Source organism: Dactylosporangium sp. CA-139114 (assembly GCF_050955725.1).
Classification (GTDB): Bacteria; Actinomycetota; Actinomycetes; order Mycobacteriales; family Micromonosporaceae; genus Dactylosporangium.
The window spans coordinates 7014338-7034935 of the sequence record NZ_CP192080.1 but is presented as its reverse complement, the minus strand read 5'-3'; the positions used below and the strand labels follow the sequence as shown (position 1 = coordinate 7034935).

Annotated in this window: 22 protein-coding genes and 1 pseudogene; 20 read left to right on the top strand and 3 right to left on the bottom strand. The window is 74.0% G+C overall.

What is annotated here, in order from left to right; genetic code table 11:
- The first annotated feature begins 1 nt into the window (after position 1).
- The 5 genes from ACQP2P_RS31425 to ACQP2P_RS31405 all read left to right on the top strand — a co-directional run bounded on the left by ACQP2P_RS31425 (position 2) and on the right by ACQP2P_RS31405 (position 4294).
- The gene (locus ACQP2P_RS31425) at positions 2 to 1192 is read left to right on the top strand and encodes an acetyl-CoA C-acetyltransferase (RefSeq protein ID WP_433606944.1); all 1191 of its coding nucleotides are present in this window, start codon (positions 2 to 4) and stop codon (positions 1190 to 1192) included.
- A complete protein-coding gene (locus ACQP2P_RS31420; RefSeq protein WP_433606942.1) occupies positions 1189 to 2046 on the top strand; it encodes an SDR family NAD(P)-dependent oxidoreductase in 858 nt (285 codons plus the stop codon). The genes ACQP2P_RS31425 and ACQP2P_RS31420 overlap by 4 nt, the downstream gene beginning before the upstream one ends.
- Positions 2047 to 2150: 104 nt before the next feature.
- The gene (locus tag ACQP2P_RS31415; RefSeq protein ID WP_433606940.1) at positions 2151 to 2789 is read left to right on the top strand and encodes a hypothetical protein; all 639 of its coding nucleotides are present in this window, start codon (positions 2151 to 2153) and stop codon (positions 2787 to 2789) included.
- Between the two features lie 113 nt (positions 2790 to 2902).
- Positions 2903 to 3505: a hypothetical protein gene (locus ACQP2P_RS31410; RefSeq protein ID WP_433606938.1), complete on the top strand. Its 603-nt coding sequence runs from the start codon at positions 2903 to 2905 to the stop codon at positions 3503 to 3505.
- Between the two features lie 72 nt (positions 3506 to 3577).
- A complete protein-coding gene (locus tag ACQP2P_RS31405) occupies positions 3578 to 4294 on the top strand; it encodes a metal-dependent hydrolase (protein WP_433606936.1) in 717 nt (238 codons plus the stop codon).
- A 12-nt stretch (positions 4295 to 4306) separates the two neighbouring features.
- Here ACQP2P_RS31405 and ACQP2P_RS31400 read toward each other — a convergent pair whose 3' ends face one another.
- The gene (locus ACQP2P_RS31400) at positions 4307 to 4894 is read right to left on the bottom strand and encodes a TetR/AcrR family transcriptional regulator (protein ID WP_433606934.1); all 588 of its coding nucleotides are present in this window, start codon (positions 4892 to 4894) and stop codon (positions 4307 to 4309) included.
- 143 nt (positions 4895 to 5037) lie between these two features.
- On the opposite strand from ACQP2P_RS31400, the gene ACQP2P_RS31395 reads away from it, so the two are divergent.
- From ACQP2P_RS31395 to ACQP2P_RS31335, 13 genes are all read left to right on the top strand, one after another.
- Positions 5038 to 5895, top strand: a complete 858-nt coding sequence (locus ACQP2P_RS31395) for a CoA transferase subunit A (RefSeq protein ID WP_433606932.1) — start codon at positions 5038 to 5040, stop codon at positions 5893 to 5895.
- A gap of 115 nt (positions 5896 to 6010) precedes the next feature.
- Positions 6011 to 6763, top strand: a complete 753-nt coding sequence (locus tag ACQP2P_RS31390; RefSeq protein WP_433606930.1) for a CoA-transferase subunit beta — start codon at positions 6011 to 6013, stop codon at positions 6761 to 6763.
- The gene (locus ACQP2P_RS31385; protein ID WP_433606928.1) at positions 6760 to 7812 is read left to right on the top strand and encodes an NAD(P)H-dependent flavin oxidoreductase; all 1053 of its coding nucleotides are present in this window, start codon (positions 6760 to 6762) and stop codon (positions 7810 to 7812) included. The genes ACQP2P_RS31390 and ACQP2P_RS31385 overlap by 4 nt, the downstream gene beginning before the upstream one ends.
- Positions 7812 to 8444, top strand: a complete 633-nt coding sequence (locus ACQP2P_RS31380; RefSeq protein WP_433606926.1) for a hypothetical protein — start codon at positions 7812 to 7814, stop codon at positions 8442 to 8444. Before ACQP2P_RS31385 ends, ACQP2P_RS31380 begins: the two co-directional genes overlap by 1 nt.
- Positions 8445 to 8448: 4 nt before the next feature.
- A complete protein-coding gene (locus ACQP2P_RS31375) occupies positions 8449 to 9201 on the top strand; it encodes an SDR family oxidoreductase (protein ID WP_433606924.1) in 753 nt (250 codons plus the stop codon).
- A 10-nt stretch (positions 9202 to 9211) separates the two neighbouring features.
- Complete coding sequence (locus ACQP2P_RS31370; RefSeq protein WP_433606922.1) at positions 9212 to 9637, top strand: FAS1-like dehydratase domain-containing protein; 426 nt, start codon at positions 9212 to 9214, stop codon at positions 9635 to 9637.
- The gene (locus ACQP2P_RS31365; protein WP_433606920.1) at positions 9634 to 10008 is read left to right on the top strand and encodes a MaoC family dehydratase; all 375 of its coding nucleotides are present in this window, start codon (positions 9634 to 9636) and stop codon (positions 10006 to 10008) included. Before ACQP2P_RS31370 ends, ACQP2P_RS31365 begins: the two co-directional genes overlap by 4 nt.
- Positions 10005 to 10739, top strand: a complete 735-nt coding sequence (locus ACQP2P_RS31360; protein WP_433606918.1) for an enoyl-CoA hydratase family protein — start codon at positions 10005 to 10007, stop codon at positions 10737 to 10739. Before ACQP2P_RS31365 ends, ACQP2P_RS31360 begins: the two co-directional genes overlap by 4 nt.
- Positions 10736 to 11872, top strand: a complete 1137-nt coding sequence (locus tag ACQP2P_RS31355; RefSeq protein WP_433606916.1) for an acyl-CoA dehydrogenase family protein — start codon at positions 10736 to 10738, stop codon at positions 11870 to 11872. The genes ACQP2P_RS31360 and ACQP2P_RS31355 overlap by 4 nt, the downstream gene beginning before the upstream one ends.
- Positions 11873 to 11880: 8 nt before the next feature.
- Positions 11881 to 12765, top strand: coding sequence for an acyl-CoA dehydrogenase family protein (locus ACQP2P_RS31350; protein ID WP_433606914.1), 885 nt, complete (start codon positions 11881 to 11883; stop codon positions 12763 to 12765).
- Positions 12762 to 13595 (top strand): enoyl-CoA hydratase, encoded by an 834-nt coding sequence (locus ACQP2P_RS31345; protein WP_433606912.1) that lies wholly within the window; start codon positions 12762 to 12764, stop codon positions 13593 to 13595. The genes ACQP2P_RS31350 and ACQP2P_RS31345 overlap by 4 nt, the downstream gene beginning before the upstream one ends.
- A complete protein-coding gene (locus tag ACQP2P_RS31340; protein WP_433606910.1) occupies positions 13592 to 14326 on the top strand; it encodes an SDR family NAD(P)-dependent oxidoreductase in 735 nt (244 codons plus the stop codon). The genes ACQP2P_RS31345 and ACQP2P_RS31340 overlap by 4 nt, the downstream gene beginning before the upstream one ends.
- Positions 14319 to 15833: a class I adenylate-forming enzyme family protein gene (locus tag ACQP2P_RS31335; RefSeq protein ID WP_433606908.1), complete on the top strand. Its 1515-nt coding sequence runs from the start codon at positions 14319 to 14321 to the stop codon at positions 15831 to 15833. Before ACQP2P_RS31340 ends, ACQP2P_RS31335 begins: the two co-directional genes overlap by 8 nt.
- A gap of 244 nt (positions 15834 to 16077) precedes the next feature.
- Here the strand turns inward: ACQP2P_RS31335 and ACQP2P_RS31330 are convergent, their stop codons facing one another.
- Positions 16078 to 16701 (bottom strand): thioesterase family protein, encoded by a 624-nt coding sequence (locus ACQP2P_RS31330; protein ID WP_433606906.1) that lies wholly within the window; start codon positions 16699 to 16701, stop codon positions 16078 to 16080.
- Positions 16702 to 16791: 90 nt separating this feature from the next.
- Between ACQP2P_RS31330 and ACQP2P_RS31325 the strand changes: the two genes are divergently transcribed.
- Positions 16792 to 18399 carry a class I adenylate-forming enzyme family protein gene (locus ACQP2P_RS31325; RefSeq protein WP_433606904.1) on the top strand — a complete coding sequence of 536 codons (1608 nt, stop codon included), beginning with the start codon at positions 16792 to 16794 and terminating at the stop codon, positions 18397 to 18399.
- A gap of 203 nt (positions 18400 to 18602) precedes the next feature.
- On the opposite strand, the gene ACQP2P_RS31320 is transcribed toward ACQP2P_RS31325, so the two are convergent.
- A complete protein-coding gene (locus tag ACQP2P_RS31320; protein WP_433606902.1) occupies positions 18603 to 19064 on the bottom strand; it encodes a peroxiredoxin in 462 nt (153 codons plus the stop codon).
- Positions 19065 to 19152: 88 nt separating this feature from the next.
- Between ACQP2P_RS31320 and ACQP2P_RS31315 the strand changes: the two are divergent.
- Positions 19153 to 20067, top strand: a pseudogene (locus ACQP2P_RS31315) (phosphotransferase family protein).
- Positions 20068 to 20598: the final 531 nt, after the last annotated feature.

Here is a 20598-nt window from a genome sequence, read left to right as displayed (position 1 = left end):
TGTGGACGCCGTCATCGTCTCCGCCGCGCGCTCGCCCATCGGCCGCGCCTACAAGGGCTCGCTCGCCGGTGTGCGCGCCGACGACCTCGCCGCCCAGATCGTCGGCAAGGCCCTGGCCAAGGTGCCCGCGCTCGACCCGGCCACCCTCGACGACCTGATCCTCGGGTGCGCGCAGCCGGCCGGCGAGCAGGGATACAACCTCGGCCGCCAGGTCGCGATGCACCTCGGGCTCGACATGGTGCCTGGCACCACCGTCAACCGGTACTGCGCCTCCTCGCTGCAGGCGATCCGGATGGCCTTCCACGCCATCAAGGCGGGGGAGGGCCACGCGTTCGTCGCGGCCGGGGCCGAGATCGTCTCGCACTACCCGGCCGGGAAGGCCGACGGGATGCCGGACACCCGCAACCCCCGCTGGCCCGAGCGCACCTCCACGCTGCCCTGGACCGATCCGCGCGCGAGCGGGGGGCTGCCGGACGTGTACATCGCGATGGGCGAGACCGCCGAGAACGTCGCGTCGCTGTGCGGCATCACCCGCCGCGAGCAGGACGAGTTCGGCGTGCGCAGCCAGAACAACGCCGAGAAGGCCCAGGCCGACGGGTTCTGGGAGCTCGACATCACGCCCGTCACCCTGCCCGACGGCACCGAGCTGGCCCGCGACGACGGCCCCCGCGCGGGCGTGACGCTGGAGAAGGTCAGCACGCTGCAGCCGGTGTTCCGGCCCGACGGCACCGTCACCGCCGGCAACTGCTGCCCCCTCAACGACGGCGCGGCGGCCGTCGTCGTCATGAGCGCGTCCCGGGCCCGCGAGCTCGGCCTCACCCCGCTGGCGCGGATCGTGGCGACGGGCGTGTCCGCGCTGAGCCCCGAGATCATGGGCCTCGGCCCGGTCGAGGCGAGCCGGCGGGCCCTGCACAACGCCGGCATGTCCATCTCGGACATCGACCTCATCGAGATCAACGAGGCCTTCGCCGCGCAGGTGATTCCGTCGTACCGCCAGCTCGGCGCCGACCCCGACAAGGTCAACGTCCACGGCGGCGCGATCGCGGTCGGCCACCCCTTCGGCATGACGGGCGCGCGGATGGCCACGACCCTGCTCAACGGGCTGTCCTTCCGCGACCGTAGCGTCGGCCTGGAGACCATGTGCACCGCGGGCGGGCAGGGCATGGCGCTGATCCTGGAGCGGCTGTCGTGACCGGTCACCTGGCGGGCAAGGCCGTCGTCGTCACCGGCGCGGGCCGCGGGCTCGGCGCCGCGTACGCGCGCCTGGCCGCGGCCGAGGGCGCCGCCGTCGTCGTCAACGACGTCGACGCGGACCTGGCCGCCGCGGTCGTCGAGGAGATCCGCGGCGCGGGCGGCCGGGCGGCGCCGTTCGTGGGCTCGGTCGCCGACTGGGACCGGGCCGGCGAGCTGGTGACCGCGTGCGTCGAGGAGTTCGGCGCGATCGACGGCCTGGTCAACAACGCCGGCATCTTCCGCCTCGCCGCCCCGCTGGAGCAGGACCCGGCCGAGTTCCGCGCCGTGCTGGAGGTGAACGTCCTCGGCACCGCGTACTGCGGCCTGCACGCCATCCGCGCGATGCTCGAGCGCGGCACCGGCTCGATCGTCAACGTGACGTCGGGCTCGCACGCGGGCTCGGCCTCGATGGGCGCCTACGGGGCCAGCAAGGGGGCGGTGGCCTCGTTGACGTACTGCTGGGCCACCGACCTCGCGGGCACCGGCGTGCGCGTGAACGCCGTGTCCCCGAACGCGCACACCCGGATGGCCGACGCGTACGAGGCGTACCTGGGCGCGGCCGCCCAGGGCCAGAACGTGGCTAAGTCGCCGGCCCTGAACGCCCCGGCGGTGGTCTACCTGCTCGCGGACGCGTCCTCGGCCCTGCACGGCCAGATCGTGCGCATCGACGGCGACGAGCTGTCGATGGTCGCCCACCCGGTCGTCCAGGGCCACGGCGCCCGGAACCCGGCCTGGACGGTGCCGGCGGTGGCGGCCGCCTTCGCCGCGGGCGAGGTCGGCCCCCTGAGCCCGCTCGGCCTGCAGCGCGTCTGACCCGCCAGGCGCTCCCGGCCGGGTCTGCGATCGCCGTCGTCCGCCGGGTCAGTATGGCCCGCCTCACCTGGTGCTCCGCGCGGGGTCGCTGTTAGCCTCCCGCCGTGCGAGTGACGGTGGGAGTTCTGGCGGTCGGCGTGATGGCGCTGGCCGGCTGCGGCGATGCGCCCGCGGCCCCCTCGGCGGCGGCGTCGGCCACGTCGGCCACGTCGGCGGCGGCTCCCACGTCGGCGGCCGCCCCGCCCCCGTCGGCGTCCGCGGCCCCGGTCGCCACCCCGGCCGCGGCGGACACGATCGCCTACACCGTCGTGCAGCCCAAGACGCTGCTCGGCCGGGCGGCCGCCACCGAGGCCGCCATCAAGGCGCAGGGCGTCAAGCTGAGCGACGCGTGGGGCGTGCGCTCCGGCGGGACGAAGGTGGCCGGCGCCTACGGCACCACCGGCAAGGAGAACGTGCTGCTCTTCGCCGCGTCGACCGCCGACATCACCGACCCGGCCGCGTTCGTGGAGCAGGTGGCGACGCAGGGCTTCGGCAAATACAGCTTCCGGCCCGTCGACGGCGGTCCGCTGCGGGGCGCGGTCCGGTGCGCCGACGCCTCCACCGCGGCCACCCCGGCGACCGTATGCCTGTGGGCCGACGCGTACGACACCGGCGTCATGTACTTCTTCTTCGGCGCCGCGCGCGACGCGGAGCGCCTGCTGCCGCAGGCGCGGGTCGAGATCGAGGTCGACAAGAACAAGTAGGCCCGCGGCCGAATCGGGTTGATCGCGGGCCGGGCGTCTGCCACGATGCCTCGACTCATCAACGCCGGGGGATGTCGGGGGATCTCGTGTCGGACACCGATGCGGCACGGTTCGTGCTGGTTCGTTCGCGCTGGCAGGCGGCCGTCCCGCTGGGGATCACGGTCGTGTTCCGGGCGCTGATCGTCGCCTACGCCCTGGCGCTCGGCGCCCAGGGGCTCATGCTGTTCGCCGTCCTGGCGGTGTTCGGGGTGACCGGGGCCATCGGCCTGCTCGCGTTCGTGGCCACGCTGACGGCGCCGCCGGCCGAGGTGACCGGTGACGGGCTCCGGCTGCGTGAGCTGGCCGTCTCGACCGGGCTGACCGACATCGCCTGGCCCGAGGTGCGGGCCGCGTGGATCGCGTACCTCGGCAGCCAGCGGTGCCTGTTCGTGCTCGCCGGCGACCGGGACCGCCCCTACTTCTCGCCCGTTCCCGAGGGGCCGGGGGCCGCGGCCGCGGTGCGGGACCTCAGTGGCGGCACGGTCACCGTCGCGGACGAGCCGCCGCCCCGCCCGCAGACCGGCTCGCCGGTGTTCCGGCTGGCCGGATACGGGCGGGTGCGCCGGACGCCGTTGGCCGTGGCGGTCCTGCCGTGGGTGGCGATCCTGGTCCTGCTGCCGTGGCTGACCCATACGACACCGGCGTGGGACCAGCCCTGGTGGCCCGGCAACCACTGAGCTGACCCCGGGCCCGGCCGGCATTTGCGCGCATGGATCACCATCGCAAGGGTGATGGGATCTTCACACGCCGTGTCAGGGGCCGCCGGGTGGCTGGCGGGCTGTGCGGCACTCGCGGCCGCGGGCGTGCCGGCCGCGCCGCCGGTGGTGGTCGTCGGGACGGTGGTCGCGGCCGGGGCGGCGCTGCTGCCCGACTGCGACCACCCCAGCTCCTGCGTCGCGCACACGTTCGGCCCGGTGACGAAGTTCCTGTGCCGGCGCATCGGGCGGGCCTGTGCCGTGCTGCACGCCCGGACGCGCACCCCGCTCGACGTCCGTGACCTCGACGGGCACCGCACGCTCACGCACACCGTGCTCTGGGCGCTCGTCACGGGACTGGTCGCGGCCGTGGGCGGGTGGCTCGGGGGCATCGCGGCGGCCGCGGTCGTGACGTTCGCCACGACCGGGCTCGCCGTGCGGGCGCTGTGGCCGAAGCGCAAGCGGGGCACGCTCGGGGCGACGCTCGGCGGGGCCGTCACCGCCGCGGCGCTCGTCACGTTCGGGCCGGCCGGCGGCTGGTGGTGGCTCGGGCTGCCGGTCGCGTTCGGGTGCCTCGCCCACATCGCCGGGGACGCGCTGACCAACACCGGGGTGCCCGCGCTGTTCCCGCTCCGGCTCGGCGGGCGGCGCTGGCGGCGGCTGCGGGCCCCGCGCGGGCTGCGCTTCGGCACCGGTGGCCGCGCCGAGCACCTCGTCCGCTGGGCGATGGTGGCCGGCGCGATCGGAGCGGGCTGGCTGCTGGCCGCCTAGCCCGCGCGCACGTCACTTGCGGGACAGGCCGTCCACGAACAGCGAGGTGCAGTCCTCGGCCAGGCGCGTGATCGGGTACTCCCTGGTCGGCTTGAACCAGCGCACCGACAACCACACCGCGTCACGCATCAGGCGGTACAGAATCTTCGGATCGAGGTCCGAGCGGATCACGCCCTGGTCGATCCCGGCCTCGATGACCTGCAGCCAGGCGGCCTGGACCTCCTTGCCGGCGGTGCGCAGGTATCCGAACCGCTCGATCTGGATCAGGTAGTTGACGTCGTTCTGGTAGATCTCGGTGGCGTGCGGATGTGCCTCGACCACCTCGAGCGACGCCACGATCAGGTCGTGCAGGCGGGTGCGCGGGTCCGTGTCGGCGGCCAGCACCCGCTTGTAGCGTGTCCGCAGGTCCTCGAGGTAGGAGGTGATGATCTCGTCGACCATCGCCTCCTTGGACTCGAAGTGGTGGTAAAGGCTCCCGGACAGGATGCCGACCTCGTCGGCGATCTCACGCACTGTGGTCGCCGCCACGCCCTTGTTGGCGAACAGCGCCGCGGCGCTGGCGAGAATCCGCTCGCGTCGTTCTCCAGACTCCCGCGCCATGCCGTTGTCCTTTGCAGAGAAGGTGATGTATCCCGCCGGAGTGTACCGACCCCGCGAGAAAACGAGTGTAGCGTAATCAAGCAAGCGCTTGGTACGGTCGTGTGGCAAGTCAGCCTGCGGGAGTAAGGCGGCCAAACACAGCGATGGCGAACAAGCAGATGTCCCCCGACGAGGTCGTGGCCCGGTTACGCTCCGGCATGACCATCGGGATCGGCGGCTGGGGGTCGCGGCGCAAGCCCATGGCCCTGGTGCGCGCGATCCTGCGCTCCGACCTCACCGACCTCACGATCGTGACCTACGGCGGCCCCGACGTGGGCCTGCTGCTGGCGGCGAAGAAGGTCCGGCACGTGATCTACGGGTTCGTGTCGCTCGACTCGATCCCGCTCGAGCCGCACTTCCGCGCGGCCCGGGAGAGCGGCGCGGTCGAGGTGACCGAGTACGACGAGGGCATGCTGCGCTGGGGGCTCTACGCGGCCGCCTGCCGGCTGCCGTTCCTGCCCAGCCGCGTGGGCCTCGGCTCCGACGTGCTCACCGTGAACCCGTCCCTGCGGATGGTCACCTCGCCCTACGGCGGCGAGGAGTTCGTCGCGATGCCGGCCCTGCGGCTCGACGCGGCCCTGGTGCACCTGAACCGGGCCGACGTGCACGGCAACGCGCAGTACCTCGGCAAGGACCCGTACTTCGACGACCTCTTCTGCACCGCGGCCGAGCAGGCCTACGTGTCCGTCGAGCGGATCGTCCCCACGGCCGAGCTGACGCGGGACGCACCCGTGCAGAGCCTGCTGCTGCAGCGCTGGATGGTGCACGGCGTGGTCGAGGCCCCCGGCGGCGCGCACTTCACCTCCTGCGACCCGGACTACGGGCGCGACGAGGCCTTCCAGCGCGAGTACGCCGATGCCGCCGCCGATCCCGAGCGCTGGCGGCAGTTCTACGAGCGGTACCTCGACGGCGACGAGGCCGCCTACCGGGCCGCCGTCGAGGCCAGGAGCGTGGCGGCATGAGCGGTCCGGAGCGGAGCGGAGGGGCCGCTCATCATGAACGCAGTTTCCTCATGCCGGCGCCGGAGCTTGCGGAGGTGACGGCATGAGCGGTCCGGAGCGAAGCGGAGGTGGCGGCATGAGCGGCGTCACCCGTGCGGAATACTGCGCGATCGCGTGCGCCGAGGCCTGGCGCGGCGACGGGGAGATCCTGGCGAGCCCGACCGGCGTGGTGCCGAGCATCGCCGCCCGCCTGGCCCGCGCCACGTTCGCGCCCGACCTGCTGCTCTCCGACGGCGAGGCGATGCTCGGCGTGGGCACCTGGGCGCTCGGGCAGGCCCCGGCCGAGGTCGAGGGCTGGGCGCCGTTCCGGGCCGTGTTCGACCTGCTCTACACCGGGCACCGGCACGTCATGATGATGCCGAGCCAGATCGACCGGTACGGCAACGCCAACATCTCCGCGATCGGCGACTTCGCGCGCCCGACCCGCCAGCTGCTCGGCGTGCGTGGCGCGCCCGGCAACACCGTGAGCCACCCGACGAGCTACTGGGTGCCGCGCCACGGCAAGCGCTCGTTCGTGGCGGCCGTCGACATGGTCAGCGGCGTCGGCTACGACCGGGCCGCCGCCGACCCGGCCGCCGGCAAGTACCACGAGCTGCGGCGGGTCGTCAGCAACCTCGGCGTCTTCGACTTCGGCACCGAGGACCACCGCATGCGTCTGGCGTCGGTGCACCCGGGCGTGACGGTCGACGAGGTCCTCGCCGCGACCGCCTTCGATCTGGTCGTACCGGCCGAGGTCCCGCAGACCCGCGAGCCCACCGAGGACGAGCTGCAGCTCATCCGCGAGGTGATCGACCCCAAGGGCGCCCGCTCCCGGGAGGTGTCCGGGTGAGCAGTGCGCTGCGGACGCCGATCTGCGAGCTGTTCGGGGTGCAGTACCCCATCGTGCAGACCGGCATGGGCTGGGTCTCCGACGCCGGGCTCACCGCGGCCACCGCCAACGCCGGCGGCCTGGGCATCCTCGCCAGCGCCACCCTGTCCTACGACGAGCTCGTCACCGCGATCGCCGGCGTCCGGGCCCGCACCGACAAGCCCTTCGGGGTCAACCTGCGCGCCGACGCGCCCGACGCCGGCCGCCGGGCCGACCTGCTCATCCGCGAGGGGGTCCGGGTCGCCTCCTTCGCCCTGGCGCCCAAGCCGGAGCTGATCGACAAGCTGAAGTCGGCCGGCGTGGTGGTGGTGCCCTCCGTCGGTGCGCGCCGGCACGCCGAGAAGGTCGCGGCCTGGGGCGCCGACGCCGTCGTGGTGCAGGGCGGCGAGGGCGGCGGGCACACCGGCCCGGTGCCGATCTCCCTGCTGCTGCCCCAGGTCGTCGACGCCGTCGGCATCCCGGTCGTCGCGGCCGGTGGCTACCACGACGGGCGCGGGCTCGTCGCCGCGCTCGCCTACGGCGCGGCCGGGATCGCCATGGGCACCCGGTTCCTGCTCACCACCGACAGCCCGATCGCCGAGGACGTCAAGCGCCGCTACCTCGCCGCGACCGTCACCGACACCGTGGTCACCGACGCGCTCGACGGGGTGCCGCAGCGCGTGCTGCGCTCCGGGTTCGTCGACGCCCTCGCGAAGCCGTCGGTCCCCGGGCGGCGGCTCGCCCGCGCGTTCGGCAGCGCCCGGGCGTTCCGGAAGCTCTCGGGGCGCTCGTGGGTGTCGCTGCTGCGCGAGGGGCGGGCGATGCGCGGGCACGGGCTGCGGTACGACCAGGTGCTCCTGGCCGCGAACACCCCCATGCTCATCCGCAACGCGATGGTCGAGGGGCGGCCCGACGCCGGCGTCATGGCCAGCGGGCAGGTCGCGGGGCTCATCGACGACCTGCCCAGCGTCGCCGAGCTGGTCGAGCGGATCATGGCCGAGGCCGAGGCCGCGCTGAAGCGGCTGGCCTGATGCCCGCGTACGCGATCGACGGCGTCGTCCCGGTCGTGCACCCGGAGGCCTACGTCCACCCGACCGCGGTGCTCATCGGCGACGTCCACGTCGGCCCCGGCTGCTACGTGGGGCCCCTCGCCAGCCTGCGCGGGGACTTCGGCCGGATCGTCATGCTGGACGGCTCGAACCTGCAGGACTCCTGCGTCATGCACACGTTCCCGGGCACCGAGGCGGTGCTCGGCCGGCACGGCCACGTCGGGCACGGCGCGGTGCTGCACGGCTGCGTCATCGGCGACGGGGCGCTCGTGGGCATGAACGCGGTCGTGATGGACGGTGCCGAGATCGGGGCGGAGGCGTTCGTCGGCGCGCACGCGTTCGTCAAGGCCGGCTTCGTGGTGCCGCCGCGCACCCTCGCGGCCGGGTCGCCGGCTCGCGTCGTGCGCGACCTGACGCCGGCGGAGCTCGCCTGGAAGGCCAACGGCACGCGGGTGTACCAGGAGCTGGCCGTGCGCAGCCGGGCCTCCCTCCGCGAGGTCGAGCCGCTGCCGGCGCCCGAGCCCGACCGGCCCGCGCTGCCGACCGGCCCCGAAACCGCGGTCCCGCTCGGCATCGCCCGGGCTAGTGAACCAAACAAGCGCTTGGTAGAGTGATCGCATGCTGGAGAAGACCCCAGGTCACGGCCTGCTCGCCGGGCGCACGGTGCTCGTCACCGCCGCCGCCGGCACGGGCATCGGGTTCGCGACCGCCGAGCGCTGCCTGGAGGAGGGCGCCACCGTCGCGATCAGCGACCGGCACGAGCGCCGTCTCGCCGAGACCGCCGAGCGCCTCGGCGTGCTCGCGGTGCCGTGCGACGTCACCGACGAGGCCCAGGTCCAGCGGCTCTTCGACACCGTGACCGAGCGGCTCGGCGGGCTGGACGTGCTCGTGAACAACGCCGGGCTCGGCGGCACCGCGAACATCGTGGACATGACCGACGAGCAGTGGTCCACGGTCCTCGACGTGACGCTCACCGGCACCTTCCGCTGCACCCGGGCGGCGCTGCGGCACATGATGCCCCGCGGCCGGGGCGTGGTGGTCAACAACGCCTCGGTCATCGGCTGGCGGGCGCAGGAGGGGCAGGCGCACTACGCCGCGGCCAAGGCCGGGGTCATGGCGCTCACCCGCGTGTCCGCCGTCGAGGCGGCCCGGGCCGGGGTGCGGGTCAACGCGGTGGCGCCCAGCCTCGCGATGCACCCGCACCTGGCCAAGGTCACCACCGAGGAGCTGCTCGCGGAGCTGTCCCAGCGCGAGGCGTTCGGGCGGCCGGCCGAGCCGTGGGAGGTGGCGAACGTGATCGTCTTCCTGGCCAGTGACTACAGCACGTACATGACCGGCGAGGTCGTGTCGGTCAGCAGCCAGCATCCGTAGAGGGAGTGTCATGGTCGACGACAGTGCCGCCGGACGCATCGGCGAGCCGTTCACCCTCGACATCGAGCGGGGCAAGATCCGCGAGTTCGCCCGGGCCACCCGCTCGGCCAACCCGGCCTACCTGGACACCGAGGACCCGGTCGTGCCGGCGACGTTCCTCACCACCGCGTTCTTCTGGCAGTCCGGCGCCGCCGACCCGTGGGAGGCGGTGGCGATGGACCAGCACAAGGGGCTGCACGCCGAGCAGGAGTTCGTGTTCCACGGCCCGCCGCCGCGCGCCGGGACCCGGCTCACCGGGGTGTCCCGGATCGAGTCGGTGACCCGCAAGGAGGGCCGCTCCGGGCCGCTCGCGTTCGCCGTCATGGTGACCGAGTTCCGCGACGAGACCGGCCGGCTCGTCGCCACCGCGAGGCTGACGGGGGTGGAGGCCGGATGAGCCCCTTGGTCGTCGGGCCCCTCACGCGCACCGACCTGGTGAAGTACCAGGGCGCCTCGGGCGACTTCAACCCGATCCACCACGACGAGACCTTCGCCCGCGACTCCGGCCTGCCGGCCCCGCTCGCGCTGGGCATGCTGCAGGCCGGGTTCCTGGCCACCTGGGCCACCGACGCGTTCGGCGCCGAGAACGTCCGTGCGTTCCGGGTCCGCTTCGCCGCCCGGGTCTTCCCCGGCGACACGGTCACCTGCGACGGCACCGTCACCGCCCGCCGCCCCGGCGAGCTCGACGTCGAGATGACCTGCACCAAACAGGACGGCACCGTCGCCGTGTACGGCTGGGCGACCTTCGCGACCGAAGAGGACGAATGATCACCTCGACTGTGGACGAGCGCGGCATCGCCGAGATCGTCATGGACAACCCGCCCGTGAACGCGCTGCCGGTCAAGGGCTGGTTCGACCTCGCCGCCGCGCTGGACGCGGCCGGGGCCGACCCGGCGGTGCGGGCGGTGGTGCTGCGGGCCGAGGGCCGCGGCTTCAACGCCGGCGTCGACATCAAGGAGCTGCAGGCCGCCAAGGACTTCGGCGCGCTCGTCGGGGTGAACAAGGGCTGCGCGGCCGCGTTCGCCGCCGTCTACGACTGCCCCGTGCCCGTCGTCGTGGCCGTGCAGGGCTTCTGTCTCGGCGGCGGCATCGGGCTGTGCGGCAACGCCGACATCATCGTCGCCGCCGACGACGCGACCTTCGGGCTGCCCGAGGTCGACCGGGGCGCGCTCGGCGCCGCGACCCACCTGTCGCGGCTGGTGCCCCAGCACCGGATGCGCGCGATGATGTACACCTCGGCCACCGCGACCGCCGCCGAGCTGCACGCCTTCGGGTCGGTGCTGCGGGTCGTGCCGCGCGGGCAGCTGCGGGCGGCGGCGTTCGAGGTCGCGGCGAACATCGCGGCCAAGGACCCCAACGTCATCCGGGCTGCCAAGGAGTCGCTCAACGGGATCGACCCCTGGGATCCGAAGCGCAGCTACCGGTACGAGCAGGGCTTCACCTTCGAGCTGAACCTCACGGGCGTCGCCGACCGCGTGCGGGACGAGTTCGGCCGATGAGCGTGGACCTGTCCGACACGCCCGCCGAGGCCGCGTTCCGGGCCGAGGCCCGCGACTGGCTGCGCGTGAACGTGCCCGCCGAGCCGCTGCCGTCCGGCGACACCCGCGAGGGCTTCGCCGCGCACCTGGACTGGGAGCGGCGGCTGTTCGACGCGCGCTGGGCGGTGGTGTCGTGGCCGTCGGCGTACGGCGGCCGGGACGCGTCGCTGTGGGAGTGGCTGACCTTCGAGGAGGAGTACTACGCCGCCGGCGCCCCGCAGCGGGTCACCCAGAACGGCATCTTCCTGCTCGCCCCGACCCTGTTCGAGTTCGGCACCGACGAGCAGCGCGACACCCTGCTGCCGCGGATGGCCGCGGCCCGGGACCTGTGGTGCCAGGGCTGGTCCGAGCCCGGCGCCGGCAGCGACCTCGCCGCGATCGCGAGCCGCGCGGTGCGGGCCGAGGGCGGCTGGCGGCTGCGCGGGCAGAAGACGTGGACGACCCGGGGCGCGTTCTGCACCCACCTGTTCGGGCTCTTCCGCACCGACCCGGACGCGCCCCGCCACCGCGGCCTCACGTACTTCCTCGTCCCCCTCGACACCGAGGGCGTGACCGTGCGCGGCTTCGGCCGCCTCGACGGCGACGAGGGCTTCGCCGAGGTCTTCTTCGACGACGTCTTCGTCCCCGACACGGCCGTCCTCGGCGGCCTGCACCAGGGCTGGAAGGTGGCGATGGCGACCACCGGCTCCGAGCGCGGCCTGACCCTGCGCTCCCCGGGCCGGTTCCTGCACGCCGCCGAGCGCCTCATCGCGCTCGCGATCGCCCACCGGGACCGGCTGCGGCCGGCGACCCGGGAGCGGGTCACCCGGGCCTGGCTGCGCGCCCGCGCGTACCGCCACTTCACCCTGCACCAGGTCACCGGCCTGGTCGAGGGCCGCCCGCCCGGCGCCCGCTCGAGTCTCAACAAGCTCTACTGGTCGCAGCTGGACATCGACCTGCACGAGGTGGCGCTGGAGCTGCTGGGCGCGCAGGCACTGCTCGACGGCCCGTGGACGCGCGGCTACCAGTTCTCCCTCGCCGGCCCCATCTACGCGGGGACGAACGAGATCCAGCGCAACATCGTCGCCGAGCGGGTGCTCGGCCTGCCCCGATAGGTCCGCCGATGCGATTCGCCCCCACTGACGAGCAACTCGCCTTCGCCGACGCGGTCCGGGCGCCCCTGGCGGCCGGCGACTGGGATGCCCTCGCCGCGATGGACGTCTTCGCCGACCTCGGGCTCACGGCGACCGAGTTCGTGGGGGTGCTGGAGGCGGCCGGGTACGCGGCGATCGACGAGCCCTTCTCCGCCACCGCGTTCGTCGCGGGGCCGCTGCTGGCCGCGCTCGGCGATCCGCGGGGCACCGACGGCTCCCGCATCGCCCTGGCCGGGCCGGGCGGGCTGACCCCGTTCGGCGCCAAGGCCGACTGGATCCTGCACCTCGACGCCGGCGTGGCCCGCATCGGCGCCGCGGCCGGAGCCCCGGCGTCCACCGTGGACCCGTTCCTCGCCGCGGCCGTCTCCACCGGCGCCGACGTCCTCACGCACGACCCGGCCCTGGTGCGCCCGGCGCGGCTGCGGGCCGGGCTGGCGCTCGCCGCCGAGCTCGTCGGGCTCGGGCGGCGGATGCTCGACCTCACCGTCGCCTACGTCAAGCAGCGCCACCAGTTCGGCGCGCCCGTCGGCAGCTTCCAGGCCGTCAAGCATCACCTCGCCGACGCCCTGCTCGGCCTCGAGTTCGCCGCGCCCGAGGTGCTCGCCGCCGCCTGGGCCCTGGAGCACGACGAGGACGCCGAGCGGGCCGTGGACGCCGCGGTCGTGCTCGCCGCCGAGGCCGCCCACGAGGCCGGGCGCGCCGCGATCCAGTGCCACGGCGCGATCGGCTACACGGTGGAGTACGAGCTGCACCGGTACGTCAAACGGGCCTGGGCCCTGGAATCCCTGGCGGAGACCGGTGCCCGGCTGGACCGCATCGCCGCATCCCTCGCCCTTTCGGAGGCAACCTCATGAGTGACGACGTCGTCCTCTACCGCACCGAAGGCCCGGTCGCCGTCGTGACGATGCACCGGCCGCAGTACCGCAACGCCCAGAACTCCCGGATGACCTACGCGCTCGACGACGCCTTCGGCCGGGCCGCCGCCGACGACGACGTCAAGGTGATCGTGCTGGCCGGCGCGGGCGAGCACTTCTCCGCCGGCCACGACATCGGCACCCCCGGCCGTGACATCGACCAGAGCTTCGAGCGCCGCGCCGGCCTGTGGTGGGACCACGTCGGCAAGGAGGGCGCCGAGAGCCGCTTCGCCCGCGAGTCCGAGGTCTACCTCGGCATGTGCCGGCGCTGGCGGGAGCTGCCGAAGCCGACGATCGCCATGGTGCAGGGCGCCTGCATCGCCGGCGGGCTCATGCTCGCCTGGTGCTGCGACCTCATCGTCGCCGCCGACGACGCGTTCTTCGCCGACCCGGTGGTGCGGATGGGCATCCCCGGCGTCGAGTACTTCGCGCACCCGTGGGTCATGGGCCCCCGCTATGCCAAGGAGTTCCTGTTCCTCGGCGAGCGCGTGCCGGCCGAGCGGGCCCTGGCGCTGGGCATGGTGAACCGGGTCGTGCCGCGCGCCGACCTGGAGACGTCCACGATGGACATCGCGACCCGGATCGCGGCCATGCCGCGGCTGGGGCTGGCGCTGACGAAGAAGGCGGTCAACCAGGCCGAGGACCTGATGGGCCTGCGGGCCGGGATGGACTCGGTCTTCGGCCTGCACCACGTGGCCCACGCGCACAACGCCGAGGTGGGCAAGGACGCCCTGGCCGGGCACGACGCGCGCTCGATGCGTTCCTCATGAGCGCCCAGCGGTACTCCGGCAGCGTCGCCCTCGTCACCGGGGCCGCCTCCGGCATCGGGGCGGCCACCGTCCGCCGGCTGCTGCGCGAGGGCGCCCGGGTCGCGGCCCTGGACGTGGCGCCCATGGAGGAGTCGGGCGACGACGTGCTGGCGCTGCGGTGCGACGTGCGCGACGAGGCCGAGGTCGCCGCGGCCGTGGCGCGCGCCGCGGACTGGGGCGGCCGGCTCGACCTGGTGGCCAACGTCGCCGGGGTGGCGTCCTACCAGCACACCTCGGACGTGACGCTCGCCGAGTGGGAGCGCATCGTCGGCATCAACCTCACCGGCACGTTCCTGGTGGCGCGGGCCGCGCTGGAGCCGCTCGTGGCCGCCCGCGGGGCGATCGTGAACGTGGCCTCCCTCGCCGGGGTGCGCGGGTGGCGGTACAGCGCCGCCTACTCGGCCGCGAAGGGCGGCGTGGTCGCGCTGACCCGCTCGCTGGCCGTGGAGCTGGCGCCCTCGGGGGTGCGGGTCACGTGCGTGTGCCCCGGCTCCGTCGACACGCCGCTGCGGGCGGGGCTGGCGCCGGTGCCGGATCCGCATCCCCGGCTCGCGGGCATCGGCGGGGCGCTGGTCGACCCGCCCGTGGCCGATCCGGCCGAGGTCGCGGCGGCCATCGCATATCTGGGCTCGGCCGAGGCCCGCTTCGCCGCCGGTGCGGTGCTGCGCCTGGACGGGGGAGCGGGTGTCTGAGTTCCCGGCGTCCAGAGTGGACGCGTTCTACGCCGACGGCTCCTGGAGCGCCGACACGATCGCGGACTACGTGGCCCGCAACGACCCCTCCGGCATCGCGTTCCACGCGCCCGAGGGGACGTTCACCTGGCGGGAGTACGACGAGCTGTCCTCGCGCCTCGCCATGTCCTATGTGGAGCAGGGCTTCGCGCCGGGGGACCGGCTCGCGGTGCTGCTGACCGGCGGCGCGCTGACCCACATCGCGTATCTGGCCGGGCAGAAGGCCGGCCTGGTCACGGTCGGCATCGGCCCGCGGGCCGGCGACGCCGAGATCGCGCACCTGCTGCGCAAGACCGGCGCCGCCCTCGCCACCCGGGCCGAGCACCGGGGCCGCCCGGGCGCCGCCATCGCCGCCGCGTGCGGCGCGCACCGCCACGTGCTGCTGGACCTCGAGACCCTGCCCGCACGGGGGCTGGCCGAGGCCCGGATGGGCCCGGACGACCTGTTCTTCCTCAACTCCACCTCGGGCACGACCGGCCTGCCGAAGGTGGTGCGCCAGACGCTGAACAACCGCAAGTACTTCGGCCCCCTGGCCCACGCCGCCGGCCGCTTCGGCCCGGACGAGGTCGTCGCGAGCGTGCTGCCCGCCCCCTACGGCTTCGGCCTGTGGAGCGCGCACGTCGTCCCGGCGATGTACGGCTACCCGGCCGTCCTCACCGCCGAGTTCGACGCCGCCGAGACCCTGCGCCTGATCGAGCGGCACCGGGTGAGCGTGCTGTGCGCGGTGACGGCCCAGTTCATCATGCTGCTCAACAGCCCCGGCTTCGCCTCGGCCGACCTGTCCTCGCTGCGCGTCATGTTCACCGGCGGGGAGCGGGTGCCGCTGGCCCGGGCGCGCGAGTTCGAGGAGCGCACGGGCTGCACGGTGCTGCAGTTCTACGGCTCCAACGAGGCCGGCCCGATCTCGGTGACCACGGTGGACGACCCGCCGCACCGGCGCCTGACGACCGCGGGGCGCCCGATCCCGGCGATGCGGCTGCGCCTGGTCGGCGACGGCCAGATCTCCGTCGACGGCCCCGGCTGCACCCCCGGGTACCTCGACGACGACGCGGCCAACGCGGCCCTCTTCCGCCCCGACGGCCGGCTGCTGACCGGTGACGTCGGCGCGGTCGACGCGGACGGGTACCTCGCGATCACCGGCCGCATCGCCGACTTCATCATCCGCGGCGGGCACAACGTCAGCGCCCCCGTTGTGGAGGAGGCCGTCGCCGGGCACCCGGCGGTGGCGGCGGTCGCGGTGGTCGCCGCGCCCGACCCGGTGCTCGGCGAGCGGGCGTGCGCCTACGTGGTGACCCGGGCCCCGCTCACGCTGGACGACCTGCGCACCCACCTCGACGCGGGCGGGGTCGGCAAGCAGAACTGGCCCGAGCACCTGGTCGAGCTGCCGGCGCTGCCGCTCGGCACCGGCGGCAAGGTGGACAAGGCCGCCCTGCGCGCCGATGCCGCGAGGCGCTTCGCCCAGGCCTAGCCGGTCCGGACGGGCCGGCCGGCGATGCGCCGACCGGCCCGCGTGCCGCGGCGCGTCACCCCGTCCCGCCGGCCGGCGGGCGGATCCGCAGGACGTGCACGCCCGCCTCGCCGCTGTTGGCCGACGTCCGCGTCAGCCCGGTGGCCGCGGGTGTCCACGCCGGCCCACCGCGCCGCCACCATCGGCGAGCGCAGGTCGGCCGCCCAACCCGCGCGGCGCGCCGGTGGCCCGTTCCCGGCCGTGTTCAGCCCGCGAGGCTGATCAGCGTCTGGGCCACCTGCCCGTCGCCGATCTCGCGGCCGTCCACTGTGGCCGCGACGTCGAAGAGGTACCGCCGGCCACGCACCTCGGCCAGCACCGCGGTCACGGTCACGGCCTGGCCGATGCCGGCCGGGCCCGAGTGCCGCACGCCGATCCAGGTGCCCAGCGACGCCGTCGCCGGGGCGAACTGGGCGCGCAGGATGTCGGCCGCGGTGTCCTCCATGAACGCGATCATCGACGGGGTGCTCAGCACCGGCTCGGCGCCCGGCACGTGGTCCGTCGTCACGTCCTTCGTCACCGGGAACAGCCGGGTGTACGCCGCGCCCGGGGCCAGGTCCGTGCGCAGCAGCGCGTGCGGTCTTGCGGTGCGGGCCGGGCCGCGGCGGATGCGCACGTCGGCGACGATCCGGTCGGCGGCCGCGATGCGGACGGTGGCCGTGGTCGTGCTGCGCGCCGCGACGTGCGCCCGCAGCGGGCCGGTGAGCGGGTCGCCGTGCCAGATCAGCTGCTCCACGTGGCATTGCTCCGGCAGCGGTACCGGTGGCAGCCCCGCCGTCACCGTCAGGTCCAGGGGTTCGCCGATCGGCGCCAGCCAGATGTCGTCCACGCGCGCACTCCCGCCTTGACACGGTCTCTCCGACCGACACAGAATGGCACAACCAAGCGCTTGTTTGGTAGATGCGAGAGGGGTCGGCTCGTGCACTTCCCACCCGGAACGGCTCCGGCCGCCGGCAGCGTTCACGAACGGTACGTCGCGGACCGGCTGGCCGACGTCGGCCGCTGGGGCGACGAGACCCTGCCCGGTGTGGTGCGCCGGCACGCGGCCGAGGACCCGGACGGGCTCGCGTTCATCGCCGGCGACGACCGCATGACCTGGCGCGAGTTCGACGCGTGGTCGACGGCCTTCGCGCACCGGCTGGTCGCGGCGGGGCTGGAGCCGGGGGCGCGGGTCGGCGTGCTGCTGCCCGACGGGGTCGAGGTGCACGTGGTGTACCTGGCCGCGATGAAGGCCGGGGTGGTCGTGGTCGCGATCGGGCCGCGCGCGGCGCGGCTGGAGGTGCGGCACCTGCTCACCGTGGGCGGCGCGACGGCCCTGGTGAGCTTCGCGGAGCACCGCGGCGAGCCGGTCGCCGGGATCGTGGCAGGGCTCGGCATCGACACGCACCTGGTGATCGCCGACCTGTCGGCGCCCGTCGAGCCGGCCGGCCCGCTGGACGGCCGGGAGCTCGGGCTCGGGGACATCCACCTGCTCAACTCGACGTCCGGGACGACCGGGATGCCGAAGTGCGTGGTGCACAACCAGAACCGCTGGTTCTACTACCACGAGCTCGCGGTCGAGTGCGGCGACCTGCGCACCGACGACGTGTTCCTGACGCTCATCCTGGCGCCCTACGGCTTCGCGCAGTGGACGGCCAACTTCACCCCGACGCTGCTGGGCGCCCCGACGGTCGTGATGCCCCGCTTCAGCGCCGACGAGGCCCTGCGGCTCATCGAGCGCGAGCGGGTCACCGTGGTCTGCTGCGTCAGCACCCAGTTCATCATGATGCTCAACTCGCCGGTGCTGGAGGAGGTCGACCTGTCGTCGCTGCGGTGCATGTTCACCGGGGGCGAGGCGGTGCCGTTCGAGCGGGCGGCCGAGTTCGAGCGGCGTACCGGGGCCCGGGTGCTGCAGTTCTTCGGCTCCAACGAGACCGGCGCGCTGTCGCGGACCTCCGTCACCGACACCGTCGATCAGCGGCTGCGCACCGCCGGGAAGGTCATCGACGAGATGCGGGTCCGGCTCTTCGCCGAGGACGGCACCGACGTCACCGCCGCGGGCGGCCCGGGCCAGGCGGCGTGCGCGGGCCCGGCGACCTGCCTCGGGTACTTCGCCGACCCCGAGGCCAACGAGAAGCTCTTCACCGCGGACGGCTGGATGCTGACCGGTGACATCTGCACCATCGACGCCGACGGGTACCTTCGGGTGGTCGACCGCAAGTCCGACTTCATCATCCGCGGCGGCAAGAACATCTCCGCCGCCGCCGTCGAGGACCAGGTCGGCACCCATCCCGCGGTGGCGATGGTGGCCGCGGTCGCGGTGCCCGACCCGACCTTCGGCGAGCGCGTGTGCGCGTTCGTCGTGCTGCGCGAGGCCGCGACCCTGGACCTCGACGCACTGCGCGCCCACCTCGACGCCCGCGGCGTGTCCCGCGAGAACTGGCCGGAGCGCCTCGAGATCGTCGAGGACCTCCCGCGCGGCTCCGGCGGCAAGGTGGCCAAGGCGCAGCTGCGCGCCCGCCTCCGCGGGCCGCAACCGGCCGCGTAGCGTCCGCCTCCGCGGGCCGCGACCGGCCGTGTAGCGTCGGCCGCTGCGGAGCGCAACCGGTTGCGGAGCGTCGGCCTCCGCGGGCCGCAACCGGCCGCGTAGCGTCCGCCGCCGCGCCGACGGCGGAGGGTGAGGCCACGGGAGTAACGGTCCGCACCACGACGGACATCGCGGTAGCTCTCTGCTGCTGTTGCTTCTTGTTGTCAGCTCGAACGGGCCTGGAGCGCCTCGAGGGCCTTGTCGGCGTGGACGTCCATGCGGATCTCGCTCTTGACGACGGCGAGCACCCGGCGGTCGGTATCGATGACGAACGTCGCGCGTTTCGTCGGGACCAGGCCGCCGCCCAGCCCGCGCTTCACGCCGAACTGCTCGCGCACGGTGCCCACCGGGTCGGACAGCAGCGGGTAGCCGAGGCTGTGCCGGCTCGCGAACTCGGCCTGCTTCGCGACCTCGTCGCCGCTGATGCCGACCGGCTGCCCGCCGGCCTCGCGCAGCTCGCCGGCCATGTCGCGGAAGTGGCAGGCCTCGCGGGTGCAGCCGGCGGTGAGCGCGGCCGGGTAGAAGAACAGGACGACCGGGCCACCCTCCAGCAGCGTACTGAGCCTGCGCGGGGTGCCGGTCTCATCGGGCAGTTCGAAGTCCTCGACCACGTCGCCGACCTGCATTGGGGCTCCTTCCCGGGAACATCTCGCGCTCAATCCTGCCCCGGGCGCGGGCACCGGCGAAGACCGGGGTGGCGCCTAGGATGACGCCGTGACGATCACACTCGAGGCGGTGCGCGCGGCGCTGCTGGAGGCCTGCCCCGGCCTCGCGATCGGCGACATCCGGCCGCTGGACGCCGGGTTCACCAGCCGCCAGTGGGTCGCCGACACCGACGAGGGCCCGCTGCTGGCCAAGACCCCGACCCGCAACCCCGACCCGGCCCGCCTGCGCCGCCTCATCGCCGCGACCCGCCGAGCCGCCGACGGGGGCGTGCCGGTGGTCCGGTTCCGGGCCCTGCTGCCCCACTCGCCGGACGTGGGCGGCCCGCTGCTCGTGCAGGAGTACCAGGACGGCACGCCCGCCGACGGCGCCTGGGACACCATGGACACCGCGGCCCGCCTGACGTTCGCCGCCGACCTGGGCACCGTGGTCGGCCGCATCCACGCCTGCACCGGCCCCTGGTTCGGCGACGTGCTGGGCCGCTCCCACCACCCGGACGGCCGCACATTCCTGCACGCCCGCGTCGGCGAGTAGCTGTCGAAGGCCCCCGGCGTCCTGCCGCCACCCCTGATCGACCGCGCGGGGGAGGCCCTGCACCGCGCCATCGACGACGTACCCCCCGACACCCCGCCATCATTGGTCCACGGCGACCTGTGGCGCCCGAACCTGCTGCTGCGATCCGGCCGCATCACGTGCGTCCTGGACTTCGAACACGGCCGCTGGGCCGACCGGTTCCTCGATTTCGGTAAACTGGACGAGCACATCTTCGGAGCCTGGCCGGAGGGCCGCGACGCGTTCCTGACCGCGTACGATTCCGTGCTCCCGCTCCCGGACGACTGGCAGTCTCGAATCCGCCTGGGCAATGCGATCCACGCCTTGTCGTCGGCGGTATATTTCGCACGCTGGAATCCGGAGTTCGTGCCGGAGTACATTGCGTCACTGTCGGCGTGGCTGCACGAATCGTAGTTCGTCGCGCCTTCGTCGGATCCTGGAGGCGGCCCGCCGACGTCACCGCCGGGACGTTCGCGGTGCACCCGGTCGCCGTCGCGCTCGCCGACGTCGCCGAGGCCTGCACGAGGTGGGTCCGCGGTGGCCGGAAACCGTGCCACTTCGGCGGGCGACGCCGTTGCCGGCTGGCGCCGAACAGCGCGGCACACTCCTGCACTCGTGACTTCGACAGCGACGTGACGCGAGAGACCCCGCCGACCACTGCAGCTCCTCGGCCTGCTGCCGTAGCGCAACACGGTCAAATCCCTACCTTGCCAAGGCCCTGGCTGCGATTGGCTCGCAGAAGCGAGTACGCCACGCGTTGCACCCGCGATGCAGGACGATCGGCGCCCTGATTGCCGGGGCGCTGACAACGACGCAGGGGTGCTACCGGTGGCGGCGCCGTGCTCGACCCGGATGTGCGTGGTGTCTCACCCCGCTCGGTGAGCAGGACCAGCAAGCTGCTCGTGTCGCCGCCGTGCAGCGGGCCCGGCCGGACGCGACGTCGGT

Bases quoted from the DNA above. Each gene is read 5' to 3' on its own strand.
- ACQP2P_RS31400 (WP_433606934.1), bottom strand. From the start codon at position 4,894: ATGGCGCGGGAGTCTGGAGAACGACGCGAGCGGATTCTCGCCAGCGCC.
- ACQP2P_RS31395 (WP_433606932.1), top strand. From the start codon at position 5,038: ATGGCGAACAAGCAGATGTCCCCCGACGAGGTCGTGGCCCGGTTACGC.
- ACQP2P_RS31390 (WP_433606930.1), top strand. From the start codon at position 6,011: ATGAGCGGCGTCACCCGTGCGGAATACTGCGCGATCGCGTGCGCCGAG.
- ACQP2P_RS31380 (WP_433606926.1), top strand. From the start codon at position 7,812: ATGCCCGCGTACGCGATCGACGGCGTCGTCCCGGTCGTGCACCCGGAG.
- ACQP2P_RS31375 (WP_433606924.1), top strand. From the start codon at position 8,449: ATGCTGGAGAAGACCCCAGGTCACGGCCTGCTCGCCGGGCGCACGGTG.
- ACQP2P_RS31370 (WP_433606922.1), top strand. From the start codon at position 9,212: ATGGTCGACGACAGTGCCGCCGGACGCATCGGCGAGCCGTTCACCCTC.
- ACQP2P_RS31365 (WP_433606920.1), top strand. From the start codon at position 9,634: ATGAGCCCCTTGGTCGTCGGGCCCCTCACGCGCACCGACCTGGTGAAG.
- ACQP2P_RS31360 (WP_433606918.1), top strand. From the start codon at position 10,005: ATGATCACCTCGACTGTGGACGAGCGCGGCATCGCCGAGATCGTCATG.
- ACQP2P_RS31355 (WP_433606916.1), top strand. From the start codon at position 10,736: ATGAGCGTGGACCTGTCCGACACGCCCGCCGAGGCCGCGTTCCGGGCC.
- ACQP2P_RS31350 (WP_433606914.1), top strand. From the start codon at position 11,881: ATGCGATTCGCCCCCACTGACGAGCAACTCGCCTTCGCCGACGCGGTC.
- ACQP2P_RS31345 (WP_433606912.1), top strand. From the start codon at position 12,762: ATGAGTGACGACGTCGTCCTCTACCGCACCGAAGGCCCGGTCGCCGTC.
- ACQP2P_RS31340 (WP_433606910.1), top strand. From the start codon at position 13,592: ATGAGCGCCCAGCGGTACTCCGGCAGCGTCGCCCTCGTCACCGGGGCC.
- ACQP2P_RS31320 (WP_433606902.1), bottom strand. From the start codon at position 19,064: ATGCAGGTCGGCGACGTGGTCGAGGACTTCGAACTGCCCGATGAGACC.